General features: G+C 69.0%; 12 protein-coding genes. 11 read left to right on the top strand and 1 reads right to left on the bottom strand.

Translation table 11 applies throughout. From position 1 onward, the window contains the following. Positions 1-70 precede the first annotated feature (70 nt). The 5 genes from AB0I34_RS21545 to AB0I34_RS21525 all read left to right on the top strand — a co-directional run bounded on the left by AB0I34_RS21545 (position 71) and on the right by AB0I34_RS21525 (position 6,825). Entirely contained in the window at positions 71-1,258 is a 1,188-nt protein-coding gene (locus AB0I34_RS21545) for a patatin-like phospholipase family protein (RefSeq protein WP_360447503.1), read from the top strand. Beyond that, positions 1,255-3,201, top strand: a complete 1,947-nt coding sequence (locus tag AB0I34_RS21540) for a hypothetical protein (protein WP_360447502.1) — start codon at positions 1,255-1,257, stop codon at positions 3,199-3,201. Before AB0I34_RS21545 ends, AB0I34_RS21540 begins: the two co-directional genes overlap by 4 nt. Beyond that, positions 3,201-4,469 (top strand): MBL fold metallo-hydrolase, encoded by a 1,269-nt coding sequence (locus AB0I34_RS21535; RefSeq protein ID WP_360447500.1) that lies wholly within the window; start codon positions 3,201-3,203, stop codon positions 4,467-4,469. Before AB0I34_RS21540 ends, AB0I34_RS21535 begins: the two co-directional genes overlap by 1 nt. Positions 4,470-4,625: 156 nt before the next feature. Continuing rightward, a complete protein-coding gene (locus AB0I34_RS21530; protein WP_360447498.1) occupies positions 4,626-5,414 on the top strand; it encodes an SDR family NAD(P)-dependent oxidoreductase in 789 nt (262 codons plus the stop codon). Positions 5,415-5,502: 88 nt separating this feature from the next. Then, positions 5,503-6,825: a wax ester/triacylglycerol synthase domain-containing protein gene (locus tag AB0I34_RS21525; RefSeq protein ID WP_360447496.1), complete on the top strand. Its 1,323-nt coding sequence runs from the start codon at positions 5,503-5,505 to the stop codon at positions 6,823-6,825. Here the strand turns inward: AB0I34_RS21525 and AB0I34_RS21520 are convergent. Further along, the gene (locus AB0I34_RS21520) at positions 6,781-7,971 is read right to left on the bottom strand and encodes a helix-turn-helix domain-containing protein (RefSeq protein WP_360447494.1); all 1,191 of its coding nucleotides are present in this window, start codon (positions 7,969-7,971) and stop codon (positions 6,781-6,783) included. The two genes, AB0I34_RS21525 and AB0I34_RS21520, sit on opposite strands and share 45 nt — an antisense overlap. A 173-nt stretch (positions 7,972-8,144) precedes the next feature. On the opposite strand from AB0I34_RS21520, the gene hpnC reads away from it, so the two are divergent. From hpnC to ispH, 6 genes are read left to right on the top strand one after another with little or no spacing between them, the layout of a single operon-like run. Next, positions 8,145-9,011, top strand: coding sequence for a squalene synthase HpnC (gene hpnC, locus AB0I34_RS21515; protein WP_360447492.1), 867 nt, complete (start codon positions 8,145-8,147; stop codon positions 9,009-9,011). Further along, complete coding sequence (gene hpnD, locus AB0I34_RS21510) at positions 9,008-9,892, top strand: presqualene diphosphate synthase HpnD (protein ID WP_360447490.1); 885 nt, start codon at positions 9,008-9,010, stop codon at positions 9,890-9,892. Before hpnC ends, hpnD begins: the two co-directional genes overlap by 4 nt. After that, positions 9,889-11,241: a hydroxysqualene dehydroxylase HpnE gene (hpnE, locus tag AB0I34_RS21505; protein ID WP_360447488.1), complete on the top strand. Its 1,353-nt coding sequence runs from the start codon at positions 9,889-9,891 to the stop codon at positions 11,239-11,241. The genes hpnD and hpnE overlap by 4 nt, the downstream gene beginning before the upstream one ends. Then, positions 11,238-12,284 (top strand): polyprenyl synthetase family protein, encoded by a 1,047-nt coding sequence (locus AB0I34_RS21500; RefSeq protein WP_360447486.1) that lies wholly within the window; start codon positions 11,238-11,240, stop codon positions 12,282-12,284. The genes hpnE and AB0I34_RS21500 overlap by 4 nt, the downstream gene beginning before the upstream one ends. After that, complete coding sequence (gene shc, locus AB0I34_RS21495) at positions 12,281-14,221, top strand: squalene--hopene cyclase (RefSeq protein WP_360447484.1); 1,941 nt, start codon at positions 12,281-12,283, stop codon at positions 14,219-14,221. Before AB0I34_RS21500 ends, shc begins: the two co-directional genes overlap by 4 nt. Continuing rightward, entirely contained in the window at positions 14,218-15,681 is a 1,464-nt protein-coding gene (ispH, locus tag AB0I34_RS21490) for a 4-hydroxy-3-methylbut-2-enyl diphosphate reductase (RefSeq protein ID WP_360447482.1), read from the top strand. Before shc ends, ispH begins: the two co-directional genes overlap by 4 nt. Position 15,682 lies beyond the last annotated feature (1 nt).

Below are 15,682 nucleotides of genomic sequence, written 5' to 3'. Positions count from 1 at the left end.
CGCACAGCCGTGTTTCCGGCCTGCCCGTGGGCAGGCCGGACAGTTGCAGGAAAATGACCAGGGCGGGCCGATGAGCGAGATGGCCGCGGGTCCTGCGTCGGCACCGGATGAGGTGCACGTTTCTGGTGAACCGGTACGGCGGATTCCTGGTGATGCCGCCCGGAAGCCTCAGCCGGGGATCGCCTTGTGCCTGTCGGGCGGTGGCTATCGGGCGATGGTGTTCCACGTCGGTGTTCTGTGGCGTCTCAACGAGGCCGGGATGCTGCCTGAGTTGAAGCGTGTCTCGAGTGTGTCCGGCGGTTCGATCACGGCCGGCGTACTCGGGATGAAGTGGAACGAACTGCAGTTCGATCAGGCCGGCGTGGCCAAGCAGTTCGTGTATCAGGTCGTCGATCCGATTCGTGCGATGGCGAGCACGCATGTGGATCTTCCGGCCGTGCTCACCGGGATCGGGCTTCCGTTCACTTCTGTGGCCGACCGGGTCGTCCGTGCGCTCCGTAAGCACTTGTTCGGCCAGACGACGCTGCAGGGTCTTCCGGACAAGCCGACGTTCGTGATCAACGCGACGAACGTGGAGTCCGGCGTACTGATGCGATTCAGCAAGCAGTATCTGGCCGACTATCGAGTCGGTCGCATCAACAACCCGGAGTTGCCGCTGGCTGTCGCGGTGGCGGCCTCGTCGGCGTTCCCGCCGATCCTCTCGCCCTGCACGGTCGACCTCGACCGGGAGGAATGGATCACGCAACCGGGCAATGACCTGACGTCGCCGGAGTTCCGCAACGAGATCCGCCTGAGCGACGGTGGTGTGTACGACAACCTCGGGCTGGAGACGGTCTGGAAGCGGTACGAGACGGTCCTGGTCAGCGACGCGGGCGGTCACCTGGGTGCGGTCGCAGACCCGCCGGTGGACTGGGCCCGGCACACGATCCGCGTTCTCAAGGTCATCGACAACCAGGTCAGGTCGCTGCGCAAACGTCAGGTCATCGATGCCTTCCGCAACAACCGCCCCGGCATGTACGTCGGCATCCGCAGCCATGTGGACGACTTCCCGCTGGCCGACCCGCTGCCGTCGGATCCCGCTGTAGCGGCGAGGCTTGCGGGGATCCCGACGCGGCTGAACGCGATGGACGACGACGTCCAGGAACAGTTGATCAACTGGGGATACGTCATCTGCGACACCGGTCTGCGCGCCCACCTCGGAAAGCCTCCCGGTGATGGGACGTTGCCTTATCCCGACAATCCACTCACGAAGTTATGACGACCACCGGCGACCCGGCGCCGGTGGCGCCGAACAATCCGACGATCAGGCCACCCGACCGGCGGCAGTTGAGAACCTTCGCGTTCGATCCGATGTCGACCCGGCTGTCCGGTCGATTCCTGGGACTCGACGTACCGTTCGAGGCCGATCTGTTGCCGGGTCCGGACGGCAGCCTGGTCCAGGTCGTCGACTACGACGCGACCCGGGATGTCTGGTACGAACCGCTGGACCTCAACGATCCGGCTGTCCTCGCGCAGGACGGACTGCGGCCGGCCGAAGGGGACCCGAGGGCTCACCAGCAGATCGTGTACGCGGTGGCGACCAGCGTGATCGAGCGGGTCGAGCGCTTCGTCGGACGCCGGTTCCGGTGGCGGTCGAGCCAGAAGCTTCGGCTCGTGCCGCACGCATTCGAGGGACGCAACGCCTTCTTCGACCCGAAACGGCGCGCCGTGCTGTTCGGTTACTACCAGGCCGATCGGCGTGACCCCGGGCCGAACCTGCCCGGACAAGTCATCTTCACCTGCCTGTCGACCGACATCGTCGCCCACGAGGTGACGCACGCGATCCTGCACAGGCTGCGCCAGTACTACGCCGAGCCGACGAATCCCGACGTGTTCGCCTGGCACGAGGCCTTCGCGGATCTGGTCGCGTTGTTCCAGCATTTCGTCCATCGCGATGTCGTCTGCGAGGCGGTCGCAACGACGTCGAGCGATCTTCGCAAGAACAGTGGGCTGCTCCAGTTGGCCCGCGAGTTCGGCGAGTCGACAGGACGTGGAGCGGCGCTCCGCTCGGCGATCGGTACCGAACCGACGCCGCAGCGGTTCCTCTCGGCCACGGAACCGCATGAGCGCGGTGCGTGCTTCGTCGCGGCGGTCTTCGATGCCTACCTCGACAGCTACAAGAGGTCGATCGGAGATCTGATCCGGATCGCGACCGGTGGAACGGGCATCCTGCCGGCCGGCGAGTTGCATCCTGATCTGGTCGAGCGGGTCGCCGACGAAGCCGTGAAGAACGCCGACCGGTTGCTCGGCATGGTCGTCCGCGCGATGGACTACCTACCGGTGGTCGATGTCTGCTTCGGCGACGTCGTACGGGCGATTGTGACGGCGGATCGTGCGCTGTATCCGGACGACGCCATCAACCTGCGTGGCAATCTGGTCGAGGCCATGCGCCGGCGGGGGATCTATCCCGAGCAGGTCGCTTCACTGAGCGACGTGGCGCTCGAATGGCCGCCGGCGCTGGCGTGGCCGAAGGGTGCCGAGGTGGATCTGAACAACCGCGAGGCGCTGGATCTGAACGACCCCGAGGCTCCGGTCGACCTGCGAAACCCGATCCTGCTCGCGGCGATGGACCTGGACCCGGGTGGAAAGCCCGGCGCGTTGCAGGTGAAGGCTCCGCTCGGGAGCGATCCCGACGAGAGCGAGCTGGGCGACCCTGGCGAGGTCCTGTTCCAGACGCTCAGCCGCTGGGCCCGCCTCCATGCCGTGGAGATCGGCCTCGACCCGGACCCCGAACTGCGGATCGCGCTGACCGGCATACATGTGGCGTACCGGCAGGCAGCGGACGGTCAGCCCCGGCCGGAGGTGGCGATCCAGCTCACCCAGCGGCGCCCCGAGCTGGAGGATCAGGAACTGCCGTACGACACCAGACCGAAGATGCGGGCCGGCACGGTTCTGATCGCCGGCGTTGACGGCCGGATCGAGCACATGATCGCCAAACCGCTGCCGTTCAAGGACGCTGTCGCGATCGCCAAGCTGCCGCCGGATCACCCTGGGCGTGACCACCACGACGCCGGCGTACGGCGGCTCGCGGCGATGACAGGGTGGGGCGAGCAGCTGGACATCGTGGATGCGTTGAGCGAATGGACCGACCAGCCGTCCGTCGAACGCCTGACCTTCGCCGCGATTCACGCGGAGATCATGAACTCGGATCGGGGGATCTGATGGCCAGGTTGCAATCGACCGTGACGGTGCGGATGTACAACGTCGGCTTCGGCGACGCCTTCGTGGTGACCGTACGACGGGGCCGCGCGGTCTGGCGGATGCTCGTCGACTGCGGCGTACACAACCAGGGACAGGCCAGGCCGATCCGGGAGTCGGTCCAGGCGATCATCGCCGACCTCACGGCCGACAGTGCGAACGGCGAGCCGCATCTGGATGTCGTGGTGGCGACCCATCACCATGCCGACCACATCTCCGGATTCGCTTTGTCTGATTGGGAACAGGTCACCGTGGGCGAGGTGTGGCTGCCGTTCGTGGAGGACGCGGACGACCCGGACGCCGTCGCCTTGCGCAGCAAGCAGGCTGCGACCGCACGTCAACTGCTGGGCATGATCGAACGACGAACTCTCGGTGTAGATCCGGGTCAGTGGCCGGCGGCGGTCGCGGCGGCGCGCAGCTTCGCGCTCAACTCGTTCGGGAACGCCGACGCGACCGACCGGCTGGTCGGACGGAACGGCCAGCGGTTCAAGAACGACCACACCGTGCGCTATCTGCCGAGCCTGGACGAGGTCAAGAACAAGATCGAGATCGGTGTCGACGGGGTGACGATCCACGCGCTCGGGCCGTCACGCGACCCGAAGGACCTGAAGGTGATGGACCCGCCGGCCAGTGTCGGCTGGCTCCAGCTCAACCTCGATGAGCCGATCGACGGTTCGGTCGCGGCCTCGCCGTACCCGCTGTTCGACCAGGTCTACGCGCTGCGGGATCACAGTCGGGTGCGGCCTGATCTGCAGGAAGCCGCGAAGTCGTTGCAACTGGACAAGCTCAGCAACGACATCGGCCTGCTCGGTGCGGCGTCGATCCTGGAACGGGCCGTCAACAACACCAGCCTGTTCCTGGTACTCGACGTCGCCGGTACACACTTCCTGTTCCCGGGAGACGCGCAGTACGGCGCCTGGCAACACGTGCTGAACGACCCGCGGAAGAAGGCTCTGCTCGCGGACGCGGCCTTCTACAAGATCGGTCACCACGGCTCCCACAACGCCACCCCGAAGGCGTTCGTGGAGGAGGTCTGGCACGACGGCGCCGCTGCGATGTTGCCGTGGGGGTTGGTGAAACGCTGGGAGGACACCATCCCGAAGAAGGAACTGATGGCCGCGTTGGCCGACCACAAACACACCGTGATCCGAGCCGACACCCGAGCAAACAAACGCGTCGGCATCACCACCAAAGACGACCTCTGGCGAGAACTAACCTTCAAGCTCAAGTGACCAGCAGCGCCCGGGTCTGCTGACCCGCTGGCGGGTTATGTGATCGCTGGCGGCATCTAGCCGGTCATCGGGCAACCAACCCGCCAGCGGGCAGTCGCGACGCTGTCCTGAGGGCTCGCCGGCGGTGCGTGCTGGAATGGAGGGGAGGAGGTGTGGATGCGACTTGATGGGAGGGTCGCGCTGGTTACTGGTGCGTCCGCGGGGATCGGTGCGGCGGTTGCGGAGCAGCTGGCCGGAGCGGGCGCCCGGGTGATCGTGCACGGCCGGGATGAGCAGCGGACCGAGGCAGTCGCCAAGCGGACCGGGGGAGTGCCGCTCCTCGGTGATCTCGCTGAGCCCGGCGCGGCGACCAAGCTCGCCGACGCCGCCCTCGACATCCACGGCCACATCGACATCGTCGTGGCGAACGCCGGCCTAGGCTGGTCGGGCCCGTTCGCAGAGATGACCGCCGTCGAGATCGACCGCCTGGTCCTGCTTGATCTCCTGGCGCCTCTTCAGCTCGTACGCCGCCTCCTACCGCCGATGCTCGATCGCGGAGCCGGCCACATCGCGCTCGTGGGCTCGATCGCCGGGCGCACGGGTGTCGCCGGTGAGGCCGTGTACGCCGCTACCAAAGCTGCGCTCGACGTGTTCGCCGAGAGCCTGCGGCCGGAGCTGCTAGGCACCGGAGTAGCCGTGAGCCTGACGATTCCAGGCGTCGTGGACACCGGCTTCTTCGCCGCCCGCGGCAGACCCTACGACCGCGGCCGGCCGCGCCCAGTCCCCGCCGCCGACGTCGCAAAGGCGCTCGTCGGCGCCATCGCGCGGGACCGCGCCGAGGTGTGGGTCCCCGGTTGGCTCCGCGTGGCTCCCGCCGTACGGGCACTGACCCCGGGCCTCTACCGGCGCCTGGCAGCCCGATTCGGCGAGCAGGTGATCTCTCGATCCGGGGACGCGCGTCGGTGAGGAGGAGCTGGCACCCTGGCGATGCTCGCTCGGGTCGGCTGGCGCCGTCCGCAGCAGCGCCGTCCACGTCGGGATTACCGTGTTCATCGTGAGGATCGCCACGTGGCTGCACGAGACACCGGGCGCCGTCGTACCGTCCAGCGACGCGTTCTTCCTCCACATCGAGAGCACGGAGGCCGCGCAGCACGTCGGCGGCCTGGTGATGCTGGAGCCGACTGAGGACCGGCCGTCGATCGACGACGTACGGGCGCTGGTCCGCGACGGATTCGCGCGGTTGCCGCGCATGCACCAGCGCCTCGCTCCGACGTCACGGTGGCGACGGCCACGCTGGATCGAGGCCGAGTACGTCGATCTGGACTGGCACGTCACCGAGCTCCACTCCCTGGATGGGAAGGCCGGACTGATGCGGATCCTCGGGGAGCTCGCCGAGAACCCGATGCCCCGGGACCGGCCGATGTGGCGGGTGGCGATCGTTCGCGACGTCGGGCCGGGCGGCGCTGACGCACTGGTCGTGCTCGTCCACCATTCGATCGCCGACGGCATCGGAACGGTGCTGCAGGCCCTCAGTCTGTTCGAGCCCCGAGCCACGCTCCCCGTACCGTCCGGACGCGCTTCCAGCCGGCTCCGGCGCGCCGCCGCAGTGGCCGTGGGTCTCGCGCAACTGGCCACCGACGGCACCGCCGCGTCACTGCCACCGAGTTCAGCGCGGCGCGGGTTCGGCGTCGCCGACGTCGAGCTCGAAGTGGTACGTCGTACTGCGGCCGCTCACGGAGTGCGCGTGACCGACGTAGTGATCGCTCTGCTCGCCGACGCGGTGTACGCCGTGGCACCCGAACTCGCGCGAGCGGTGGAGGGCCGGATGCGGTTCTCCGTGACGACGATGGTGCGCACGCCCGACAGCGCGGCGGAGGGGAACGCGACGGCTGCGGTGATCGTCGACGTACCGGTCGATGGCCGGCCGCTCGACGATCTGCTTGTGGAGGTGGCCACACGCACCCGGCGGCTCCGTCGGCCCACTCGGGCGATGGCGTCCCGCTTCGTCATGGCCACTGGCTTGCGGCTCGTCCCTGAGCCGTTCGCCCGATGGTTCGCACGGACCGTGTACGGGCCGCGCTTCCTGCACGCGGTCGTGTCCAACATGCCAGGGCCGACGGTCGCGCTGACCTTCGCAGGGGTCGGCACGGGACCGACGTACCCGATCCTGCCGTTGGTGCCGGAGACGCCGCTCGCTGTCGGCGCGCTGAGCTGGAACGGAGTACTGGGCATCGGGCTGGCGACCGATCCGCAACTGCTCGACGCCGTGGCGGTGGCCAGGCACCTCGACGCCACGTTGGCGCGGCTGAGGGAGAGCAGTCCCGTGTCGGTCTCAGGGAGCCGGCCACTCGAGGGCGAGGAAGAGCCGAGCGCGTGATTCCGGGTCGTCAAGGCGGTCGCCGAACAGAGCCCGGAGTCGCGCCATGCGATACCGCACGGTCTGCGGGTGAATCCGCAGCTCCTCGGCGATCGCGTGGCGGTCCCCGAACTGCCGCAGCCAACTGGCGAGCGTCTCGGTGAGCCGCGCTCGGGCGGCCTCGGTCTCGCCCTGCAGCGGAGCCAGCATCTCCTCGCGCAGCGCGGCCACCAGTGACTCGTCACGCCAGACGATCAAGGCATCGAGGTGCTCGTCGGCGAACACCGGATCGTCGGTGAGCACTCCCGTCTTGCGCAGGCGGGCCGCGATCCGGGCGATCTCGAGACTGCGGGGCAGCTCCGCCAGCGGGACCGGGTTGCCGACGACGGCGCCGAGGCCGGTGAGCTCCCGGCTCAGCTGGAGGCGGCGGCCGGGGCCGGACGGTTCCGGGATGATCGCGCCGAAGACCACGCCGTTGCGACGGATCGGGAGTGCTCCCGGCTCGAGCCGGCTGACCATCGTGCGGGCCAGCTCGTGGTCGCCGTCGATGTAGATCACGACCGCGGCCGTCTCCGGAATCCGCCACGCCGCCTGCAACGCGGCAGTCCGGATCGCCTCGGTGCTGGACCGGCCGGACAGCAGCAGGTTGGCGAGTTCCTCCCGTCGGCGCTCACGGGCGAGCGCGTCGTCCAGCTGCTCCTGCACGTAGCCGTTGGCCGCCGAGAACGAGAGTTGGTTGACGAAGACAAAGACCGAGTCGGCCAGCGCGGCCAGGTTGTCCGGTGCGAACTCCAGTCGCAGGGCGGTCGCGGCGACGTGCCGCCAGGCGATCCGGGCACCGAGCTGGAAGGCGGTGAGGAGCCGGGTGAGGTCGTTGCCGACCTGTTGCTGCCGGCGACCGATCTCTTCGAAGACCAGGCGTACCGTTTCGTCGGCTCGATCGAGGCTGGCCCGCTCCGGGCTGGACAGGTCGGCGATCGACATGTCGAGCAGCCGATGCACGAACAGGGCGGCGGGTTCTACGACCGCGTCGCGCTCGGCATCGAGGAACGCGGCGTAGTCCGGCCAGTGCTCCGCGAGCCGGTCGCGAACCTCGGAGAGCAGGCCAGGCAGCCCCTCGAGCAAGGCCTCCTCGAGGCGGGCACGGTCGAATGTGGCGACGGTCATGTGAAGACTCCCACGCGTTGCCTGCCGAACGCCGGCGAGACAGGTGTCCTACGGATACGTCATCCCACGGGTAACTGTATCCCCGTGACAAATTCTTGCCGGACGAATGTGGTCCAGTGGGGCAGAGTTGGCACGAAACCGCTTCCCATCATGGGAGCGTGCATCCTGAAGGAGTGCAGAGGGTCCCATCGGACCGGGTGGATGAACAAGCCCATGATGAGGCACTGAGCAGGAGGGAGCAGGGCGAGAATTTCCCGGTGGCGCTGAGGTTGCTTCCTGCGCGGCATCGGGAGGCGCTGCACGCCGTCTACGGGTACGCCCGGACTGTCGACGAGCTGGGTGACAGCTGGGCGGGAGACCGGACGGCTGCGCTGCGCGCCTTTGCGGCCGACCTCGACCACATCTGGGCCGGCACTGAGCCCGATCACCCGGTACTGCGCCGGTTACGCCCGATCGTGCTCGACCACGCCCTGACCGCCGAACCCTTCCACCAGCTGGTGCGGGCCAACCTGCAGGACCAGACAGTCTCGCGCTACCAGACCTTTGCGGAACTGCAGGGCTACTGCCGGCTGTCGGCCGATCCCGTCGGGCGCATGGTGCTCGGTGTCTTCGACGTACACGACACTGAGACCGAGCGGCTGTCCGACCGGGTCTGCACTGCGCTGCAACTGCTGGAGCACTGGCAGGACGTGGCCGAGGACTGGCGGGCCGGCCGGATCTACTTGCCGCAGCAGGATCTCCGGACGTACGCCGTCGCCGAGGCCGACCTGGACAACCGCGCGGCGACACCGCAACTGAGAGCGCTGATGAACTTCGAGATCGAGCGCGCCGCCGCGCTGCTCGAGGAGGGGGCCGCGATCGTGACCAGGCTCGACGGATGGGCTCGGGTGAGTGTGGCGGGATTCGTCGCCGGGGGTCAGTCCACGGTCCGCGCGCTGCGGCGTACCGGTGGCGACGTCCTGGCTCGGTCTGCTCGTCCGTCCAGGCTGGATACCGCCGCCCGAGCCTTACGACTGCTCGCCGGGGCGGTTGCTCGATGACGATGACGGGGAGCCCCACGGTCCTGGATGCGTACGTCGCCTGTGCGGAGATCACCCGGACCGAAGCCCGCAACTTCTACTACGGCATCCGGCTGCTCCCCCCGCAGAAGCGCAACGCGCTGTGTGCGCTGTATGCACTGGCGCGGCGGATCGACGACATCGGCGACGGTGACCTGCCGCTGGAGGAGAAGCGAACGGCGCTGCATCGGATCCGGAAGAACCTCGGGCGCCTCGACGACCTGCACGAGCCCGTCTACGTGGCCGTTGCCGACGCCGTACGCCGGTTCCCGGTCCCCATCGGGGCCTTCGAGGAGCTCGTCGACGGAGTCGAGACCGACCTGTCGCAGGTCCGCATCGCCGACTTCGACGAGCTCGTCGTCTACTGCCGTCGCGTCGCCGGGTCGGTCGGCCGGCTCTGCCTGTCGATCTTCGGCCCGACCGAAGCCGATGCCGACCTCGACACCCTGTCGCTGTACGCCGACCAGCTCGGCATCGCGCTGCAGCAGACCAACATCCTGCGCGACATCCGCGAGGACCTCGGCAACGACCGGATCTACCTGCCCGCCGACGAGCTCGAGCGCTTCGGAGTCCGGCTGACCTTCGACGAGCGGGGCAATCTCGACGATCCGCAGGGCCGCCTGGCCGCGTACATCCGCTTCGCCGCCGGACGGGCGCAGGACTGGTACTCGCTGGGCTGGCGGCTGCTGCCATACCTGGACTGGCGAAGCGGTGCGTCCTGCCGAGCCATGTCGGGGATCTACCACCACCTGCTGCGACGGATCGCGGCCAACCCGGTGCTCGTGTACGACCGCCGGCTGTCGCTGTCGGCGGGGGAGAAGGCGCAGGTCGCACTCGCGTCACTGGCGGGAGCACGGTCATGAGTCGGGTGGCTGTCGTCGGGGGTGGCCTCGCCGGCATCACCACCGCTCTCGCGCTCGCCGACGCCGGCCGTGAGGTGCAGCTGCTGGAGGCCCGACCGAAGCTTGGTGGGCTGACCCACTCGTTCGAGCGCGACGGCCGGTGGATCGACAACGGCCAGCATGTCTTCCTCCGCTGCTGTACGTCGTACCTCCGGCTGCTCGATCGGCTCGGTGTTCGCGACCACATACACCTGCAGCCGCGTCTCGACGTACCGGTGCGCAGCGGCCGGCACGCTGGTGTTGGGCGGATCCGGCGTACCAAGATGCCGGCGCCGCTGCATCTCGGGCCGACCTTGGCGACGTACCGCTGGCTCAGCATGTCGGAACGGGTCCAGGCGGTGCGAGCCGCGCTGGCGCTGGGCCGGGTGGACCGGGAGGACTCAGCCACTGACGCCCAGTCGTTCGGTGCGTGGCTGGCCGCACATGGGCAGGACGCGCGCGCAGTGGAGGCGCTCTGGGAGCTGATCGGTGTCGCCACCCTGAACGCACGCGCCGACGATGCCTCGCTCGCGGTCGCGGCCACTGTCTTCCAGGTCGGTCTGCTCGAGCACAGCGATGCCGCCGACATCGGCTGGCCGCTCGTTCCGCTGCAGCAATTGCATGGCGATGCCGCCGCTCGGGCGCTCGCCGCCGCAGGTGTCGAGGTCCGCCTGCATGCGCGGGTGAAGTCGCTCGACGATGTGGAAGGCGGCTGGCAGATCGACGCCGAGAGGTACGACGACGTCGTACTCGCGGTGCCACCGTCGGAGGCGGAGCGGCTGCTTCCCGAGGACGCGGTCGACCTGCCGGCCGGGTGGGCAGACGCGCTGGGCAGCTCACCGATCGTCAACGCACACGTGGTTCTCGACCGGGTCGCTCTCGACGACCCGTTCGTCGCCGGTGTGGACAGCCCGCTGCAGTGGGTCTTCGACCGTACGCCGCAGAGCCTCGCACGCCACGCCGACAGCGAGCAGTACCTCGCGATCTCGCTGTCGGCCGCGGATGACTTCATCGACATGCCAGTTGCCGAGCTGCGCGAGGTGCTGGTGCCCGCCCTCCGGCAGCTGCTGCCCGCGGCTGCAGACGCACGTGTGAAGGAGTTCTTCGTGACCCGAGAGCGACATGCCACCTTCCGGCCGGCACCGGGTTCCGGTCGATTCCGGCCCAACGCGACCACAGCTCGTCCGGGCCTGCACCTTGCCGGTGCGTGGACTGCCACCGGTTGGCCGGCCACCATGGAGGGCGCGGTACGCAGCGGAGAGTCGGCCGCTGCCTCGGTACTGCGGGCGCCCCTTCGCCCCTCGCTGCCGTCCGAGGACGTGTTGTCGTGACGGCGGTCGAGCCCTCGACCATGCCGGCGGAGAGCAACGTCCTGGAGCTTCTCGCCCGCAGCCGGGACCTGGTCGAACCCCAACTGCGTGAAGCCGTGGCTCGTCTCGACGACCACACTCGGCTCGTGGCGTCGTACCACCTCGGCTGGTGCGACGAGGAGGGGAGGCCGACCAGCGGTAGCTCCGGCAAGGCGATCCGGCCTGGCCTTGTGCTGCTCGTGGCCGAGGCGGTCTGCGGGTCGCCCGGGCCGGGGGTGCCAGGCGGCGTTGCGGTCGAGCTGGTGCACAACTTCTCGCTGATCCACGACGATCTGATGGACCGGGACACGCAGCGACGCCACCGGCGTACGGTCTGGGCGATCTGGGGTGACGCTACGGCGGTCCTGGTCGGTGACGCGCTCGCCTGCCTGGCCGACGAGGTACTGGCCGAGTGCGAGGCCCCACCCGCGCGCCGCGCCGGACGTGCGCTCGCCGTGGCAACCCGGGAATTGATCCGCGGCCAGGTTCTCGACGTCGCCTTCGAGCGGCGCGACGATGTCGGGCTGGCTGAGTGCCTCGACATGGCCGGCGGCAAGACGGGTGCACTGCTGGGTGCGTCAGCGCAACTGGGCGCAATCCTGGCCGGTGCCGACGAGGTGACCTCCGACGCGTTCCGGACCTACGGGTGGGAGCTGGGGCTGGCGTTCCAGCTCGTCGATGACCTCCTCGGCGTCTGGGGAGCCCCCGAGCGCACCGGCAAGCCGGTCTTCTCGGATCTGCGCGCGCACAAGAAGACGCTGCCGGTGGTGTGGTCGCTCGAGTACGGCGGTGCGGCCGGTCGTGAGCTCGCGGACTGGTTCGCGGACCCCGCGACACCGACGGAGGACAGCCTGCGGCACGCCGCCGTACTGATCGAACGCGCCGGTGGTCGCGAATGGGCCTCGGCCGAGGCGGACGAGCGGGTTCGCAAGGCCGGCAAGGCACTCGATGCGGCGGGTGTCGCTCCGGCCAACCGGGATCAGCTCGATCAACTGGCGCAGTTCGTGGCGGAGCGACAGCTGTGACGGCCGAACGGCTCGCTCAGGACGAGAAGTCCGACGTCCGCGCCGAGAACTGTCTGGACGCGGCAGTGGAGTACCTGCGGTCTCTGCAGCACGAGGACGGCTGGTGGAAGGGAGATCTCGCCACCAACGTGACCATGGATGCCGAGGATCTGATGCTGCGGCGATTCCTCGGCGTGGCTACCCCGAGGACCGACGCGGAGACGGCGCGGTGGATCCGGTCCCAGCAACGCGACGATGGGACGTGGGCGACGTTCCCTGGTGGGCCTGGCGACCTGTCGACGACAGTCGAGGCGTGGGTGGCGCTGCGGATGGCCGGCGACGACCCTGCCGAGCCGTACATGGCCGAGGCCGCGGAGTTCATCCGCGGTGCGGGTGGAGTCGAGAAGGCGCGCGTCTTCACGCATCTGTGGCTCGCACTGTTCGGCCTGTGGGAGTGGGACGACTGCCCCGACCTGCCGCCGGAGCTGATCTTCCTGCCCAGCTGGGCACCCTTGAACGTCTACAACTGGGCCTGCTGGGCACGGCAGACGATCGTGCCGCTGACGATCGTCAGCGCGCTCCGTCCGGTCCGGCCGGTCGACTTCAGCGTCGACCAACTTCGCGCCGGTACGCCGACCGCGCGCAAGGCTCCGCCGTGGACCCTCGACGGTGGTTTCCAACGGCTGGACGTCGTACTGAACGCCTACACGCGCTGGGGGCCTCGCGGCCCGCTCGGTGGGATCCGCCGGCTGGCGATGCGGCGTTCGGTCGAGTGGATCGTCGCTCGGCAGGAGGCCGATGGCGGATGGGGCGGCATCCAGCCGCCGTGGGTGTACTCGCTGATCGCCCTGCACCTGATGGGCTACGCCACGGATCATCCGGTGATGGCCGCCGGCCTGCGCGGGCTTGAGGGCTTCACGGTTCATGAAGACACCGCTGACGGTCCGGTGCGCTGGCTGGAGGCCTGTCAGTCGCCGGTCTGGGACACCGGGCTGGTGGTGGGTGCTCTGCTCGATGCGGGCGTCGCACCGGACGACCAGGCCGTGCTCAAGGCCGCCGACTGGCTGCTCGGCGAGCAGATCGATGCACCCGGCGACTGGCAAGTACGGCGGCCGGCGCTGACGACGGGAGGGTGGGCTTTCGAGTTCGCCAACGACGGCTACCCCGACACCGACGACACCGCCGAGATCGTGCTCGCTCTACGCCGGGTTGTCCATCCGGAGCCACAGGTGCTGCGGGCGGCCCTCGACGACGCGGTGGAGTGGACGACCGGCATGCAGTCCACCGACGGTGGCTGGGGCGCCTTCGATGCCGATAATACTGACACCACGCCGTTGCGGCTGCCCTTCTGCGACTTCGGTGCGGTGATCGACCCGCCGTCGGCCGACGTCACCGCTCACGTCGTCGAGATGCTCGCGGCCGAGGGCAGGACGGGCACCGACGAGTGCCGCCGCGGAGTGCGCTGGCTGCTCGATTCCCAGGAAGCGGACGGGTCCTGGTTCGGCCGCTGGGGCACGAACCACGTCTACGGCACCGGAGCCGTCGTACCGGCACTGATCGCGGCCGGTACGTCCATCGATGATCCGGTCATCCGCCGTGCTGTCCGCTGGTTGGCGGACCATCAGAATCCCGACGGCGGCTGGGGTGAGGATCTGCGCTCGTACGTCGATCCCCGCTGGATAGGCCGTGGCGACTCGACGCCGTCGCAGACGGCGTGGGCCCTGCTCGCCCTGCTGGCGGCCGATGAACAGGACGAGACAGTACGCCGGGGCGTCGGCTACCTCGCCGACACTCAGCGACCCGACGGCGGCTGGGACGAACACCGCTACACCGGGACTGGTTTCCCAGGCGACTTCTACATCGGCTACCACCTGTACCGGCTGGTGTTCCCGATCTGGGCGCTCGGTCGCTACCTCGGCAGAGACCGTCCGCATCAGGAGGGGGCGGTCTCACGATGACCTTGGGAACGGTCTGCACGCCCCTGTACGTCGAGTGGCTGGCGCTGCGCGACAAGCTCAGCGCGCCGCTGATCCGCACCGGGCGGGCAACTGGCACGATCCGCGACGATCCTGTGCTCGTCGCCGGGGTCGGTGGTGCACTGACCGACCGGATTGCTCCCGGCGACCTCGTCGTGGCGACCGAGATCCGCCGCCACGACCGGACCGTGCCGAGCCACGCGGCCGACCTGGTCGCGGGCGAACTTCGCCGCGCCGGGTTGAGGGTGCACACCGGGCCGCTGGTCACCACCGACCACGTCGTCGACTCCGCCGACGAGCGCGGAGCGCTGGCCGCATCCGGTGCGATCGCCGTCGACACCGAATCTGCTCTGATCGCGGGAGACGAGGGCCGGTGCGTTGTCGTCCGTGCGATTGTCGACAACGTCGAGCAACCGCTGGCGCACGCCGGAATGCCGCTGCGTGGGATCAAGGCGCTCGCCTCGCTGCGCCGGGCGGCACCAGTCCTGGACGCATGGGCCGCCGCAACCGGCGACCGGGAGTTGGTGCTCGCCGCCCCGCGGTCGTTCTGCGCCGGTGTCGAGCGAGCGATCGAGATCGTCGAGCGCGTGCTGGAACGGTTCGGCTCACCCGTCTACGTACGTCGTCAGATTGTCCACAATCTCCATGTGGTCCGCGATCTGGAGCAACGGGGCGCCGTCTTCGTGGAGGAGGTCGACGAGATCCCCGAGGGCAGCGTGGTAGTGCTCGCCGCCCACGGAGTCGCACCGGCCGTGCGTACGCAGGCCACCGAACGGCGGTTGCGGGTGGTCGACGCCACCTGCCCGCTCGTGTCGAAGGTGCACCACGAGGTCCGCAGGTACGCCGCACGCGACAGCACCGTCCTGTTGATCGGACATCCCGACCACGAGGAAGTCGTCGGTACGACGGGTGAGGCTCCGGGCAACGTGATCGTCGTCCCCGGCCCGGCCGAGGCGGAGACGGTACAGGTTCCTGATCCCGGCCGAGTCGCGTACGCGATGCAGACGACGCTCGCGGTCGAGGAGGCGGCCGAGACCGCGGCCGTGCTGCGGCGCAGATTCCCTGCTCTCGCCGGTCCGCGCACGGACGACATCTGCTACGCCACCAGCAACCGTCAGGCGGCAGTCCGCGAGATCGCCCGCCGCTCGGATCTGGTGATCGTGATCGGATCGCAGAACTCCTCGAACTCCCAGCGGCTCGCCGAGGTCGCCGAAGCTGAAGGCACCCGCGCCGTACTCGTCGACGACGCCGCGGAGGTGCGGCTGGACTGGCTGGCCGGCGCGGCGCGGATCGGTATCTCGGCGGGCGCCTCGGCGCCGCCGGCCCTTGTCGACGACCTGGTTCGCAGTCTGTCCGGACTCGGGTCCGTGACCGTGACCGAGAGCGGGGCGGTCACCGAAGACGTCCGGTTCTCACTACCGAAAGAGGTGACCCAGCAGTGAG

Source organism: Kribbella sp. NPDC050281 (assembly GCF_040655855.1).
GTDB lineage: Bacteria > Actinomycetota > Actinomycetes > Propionibacteriales > Kribbellaceae > Kribbella.
Note: the sequence above shows the minus strand (reverse complement) of the source record. Positions and strands in the feature narration are given on the sequence as shown.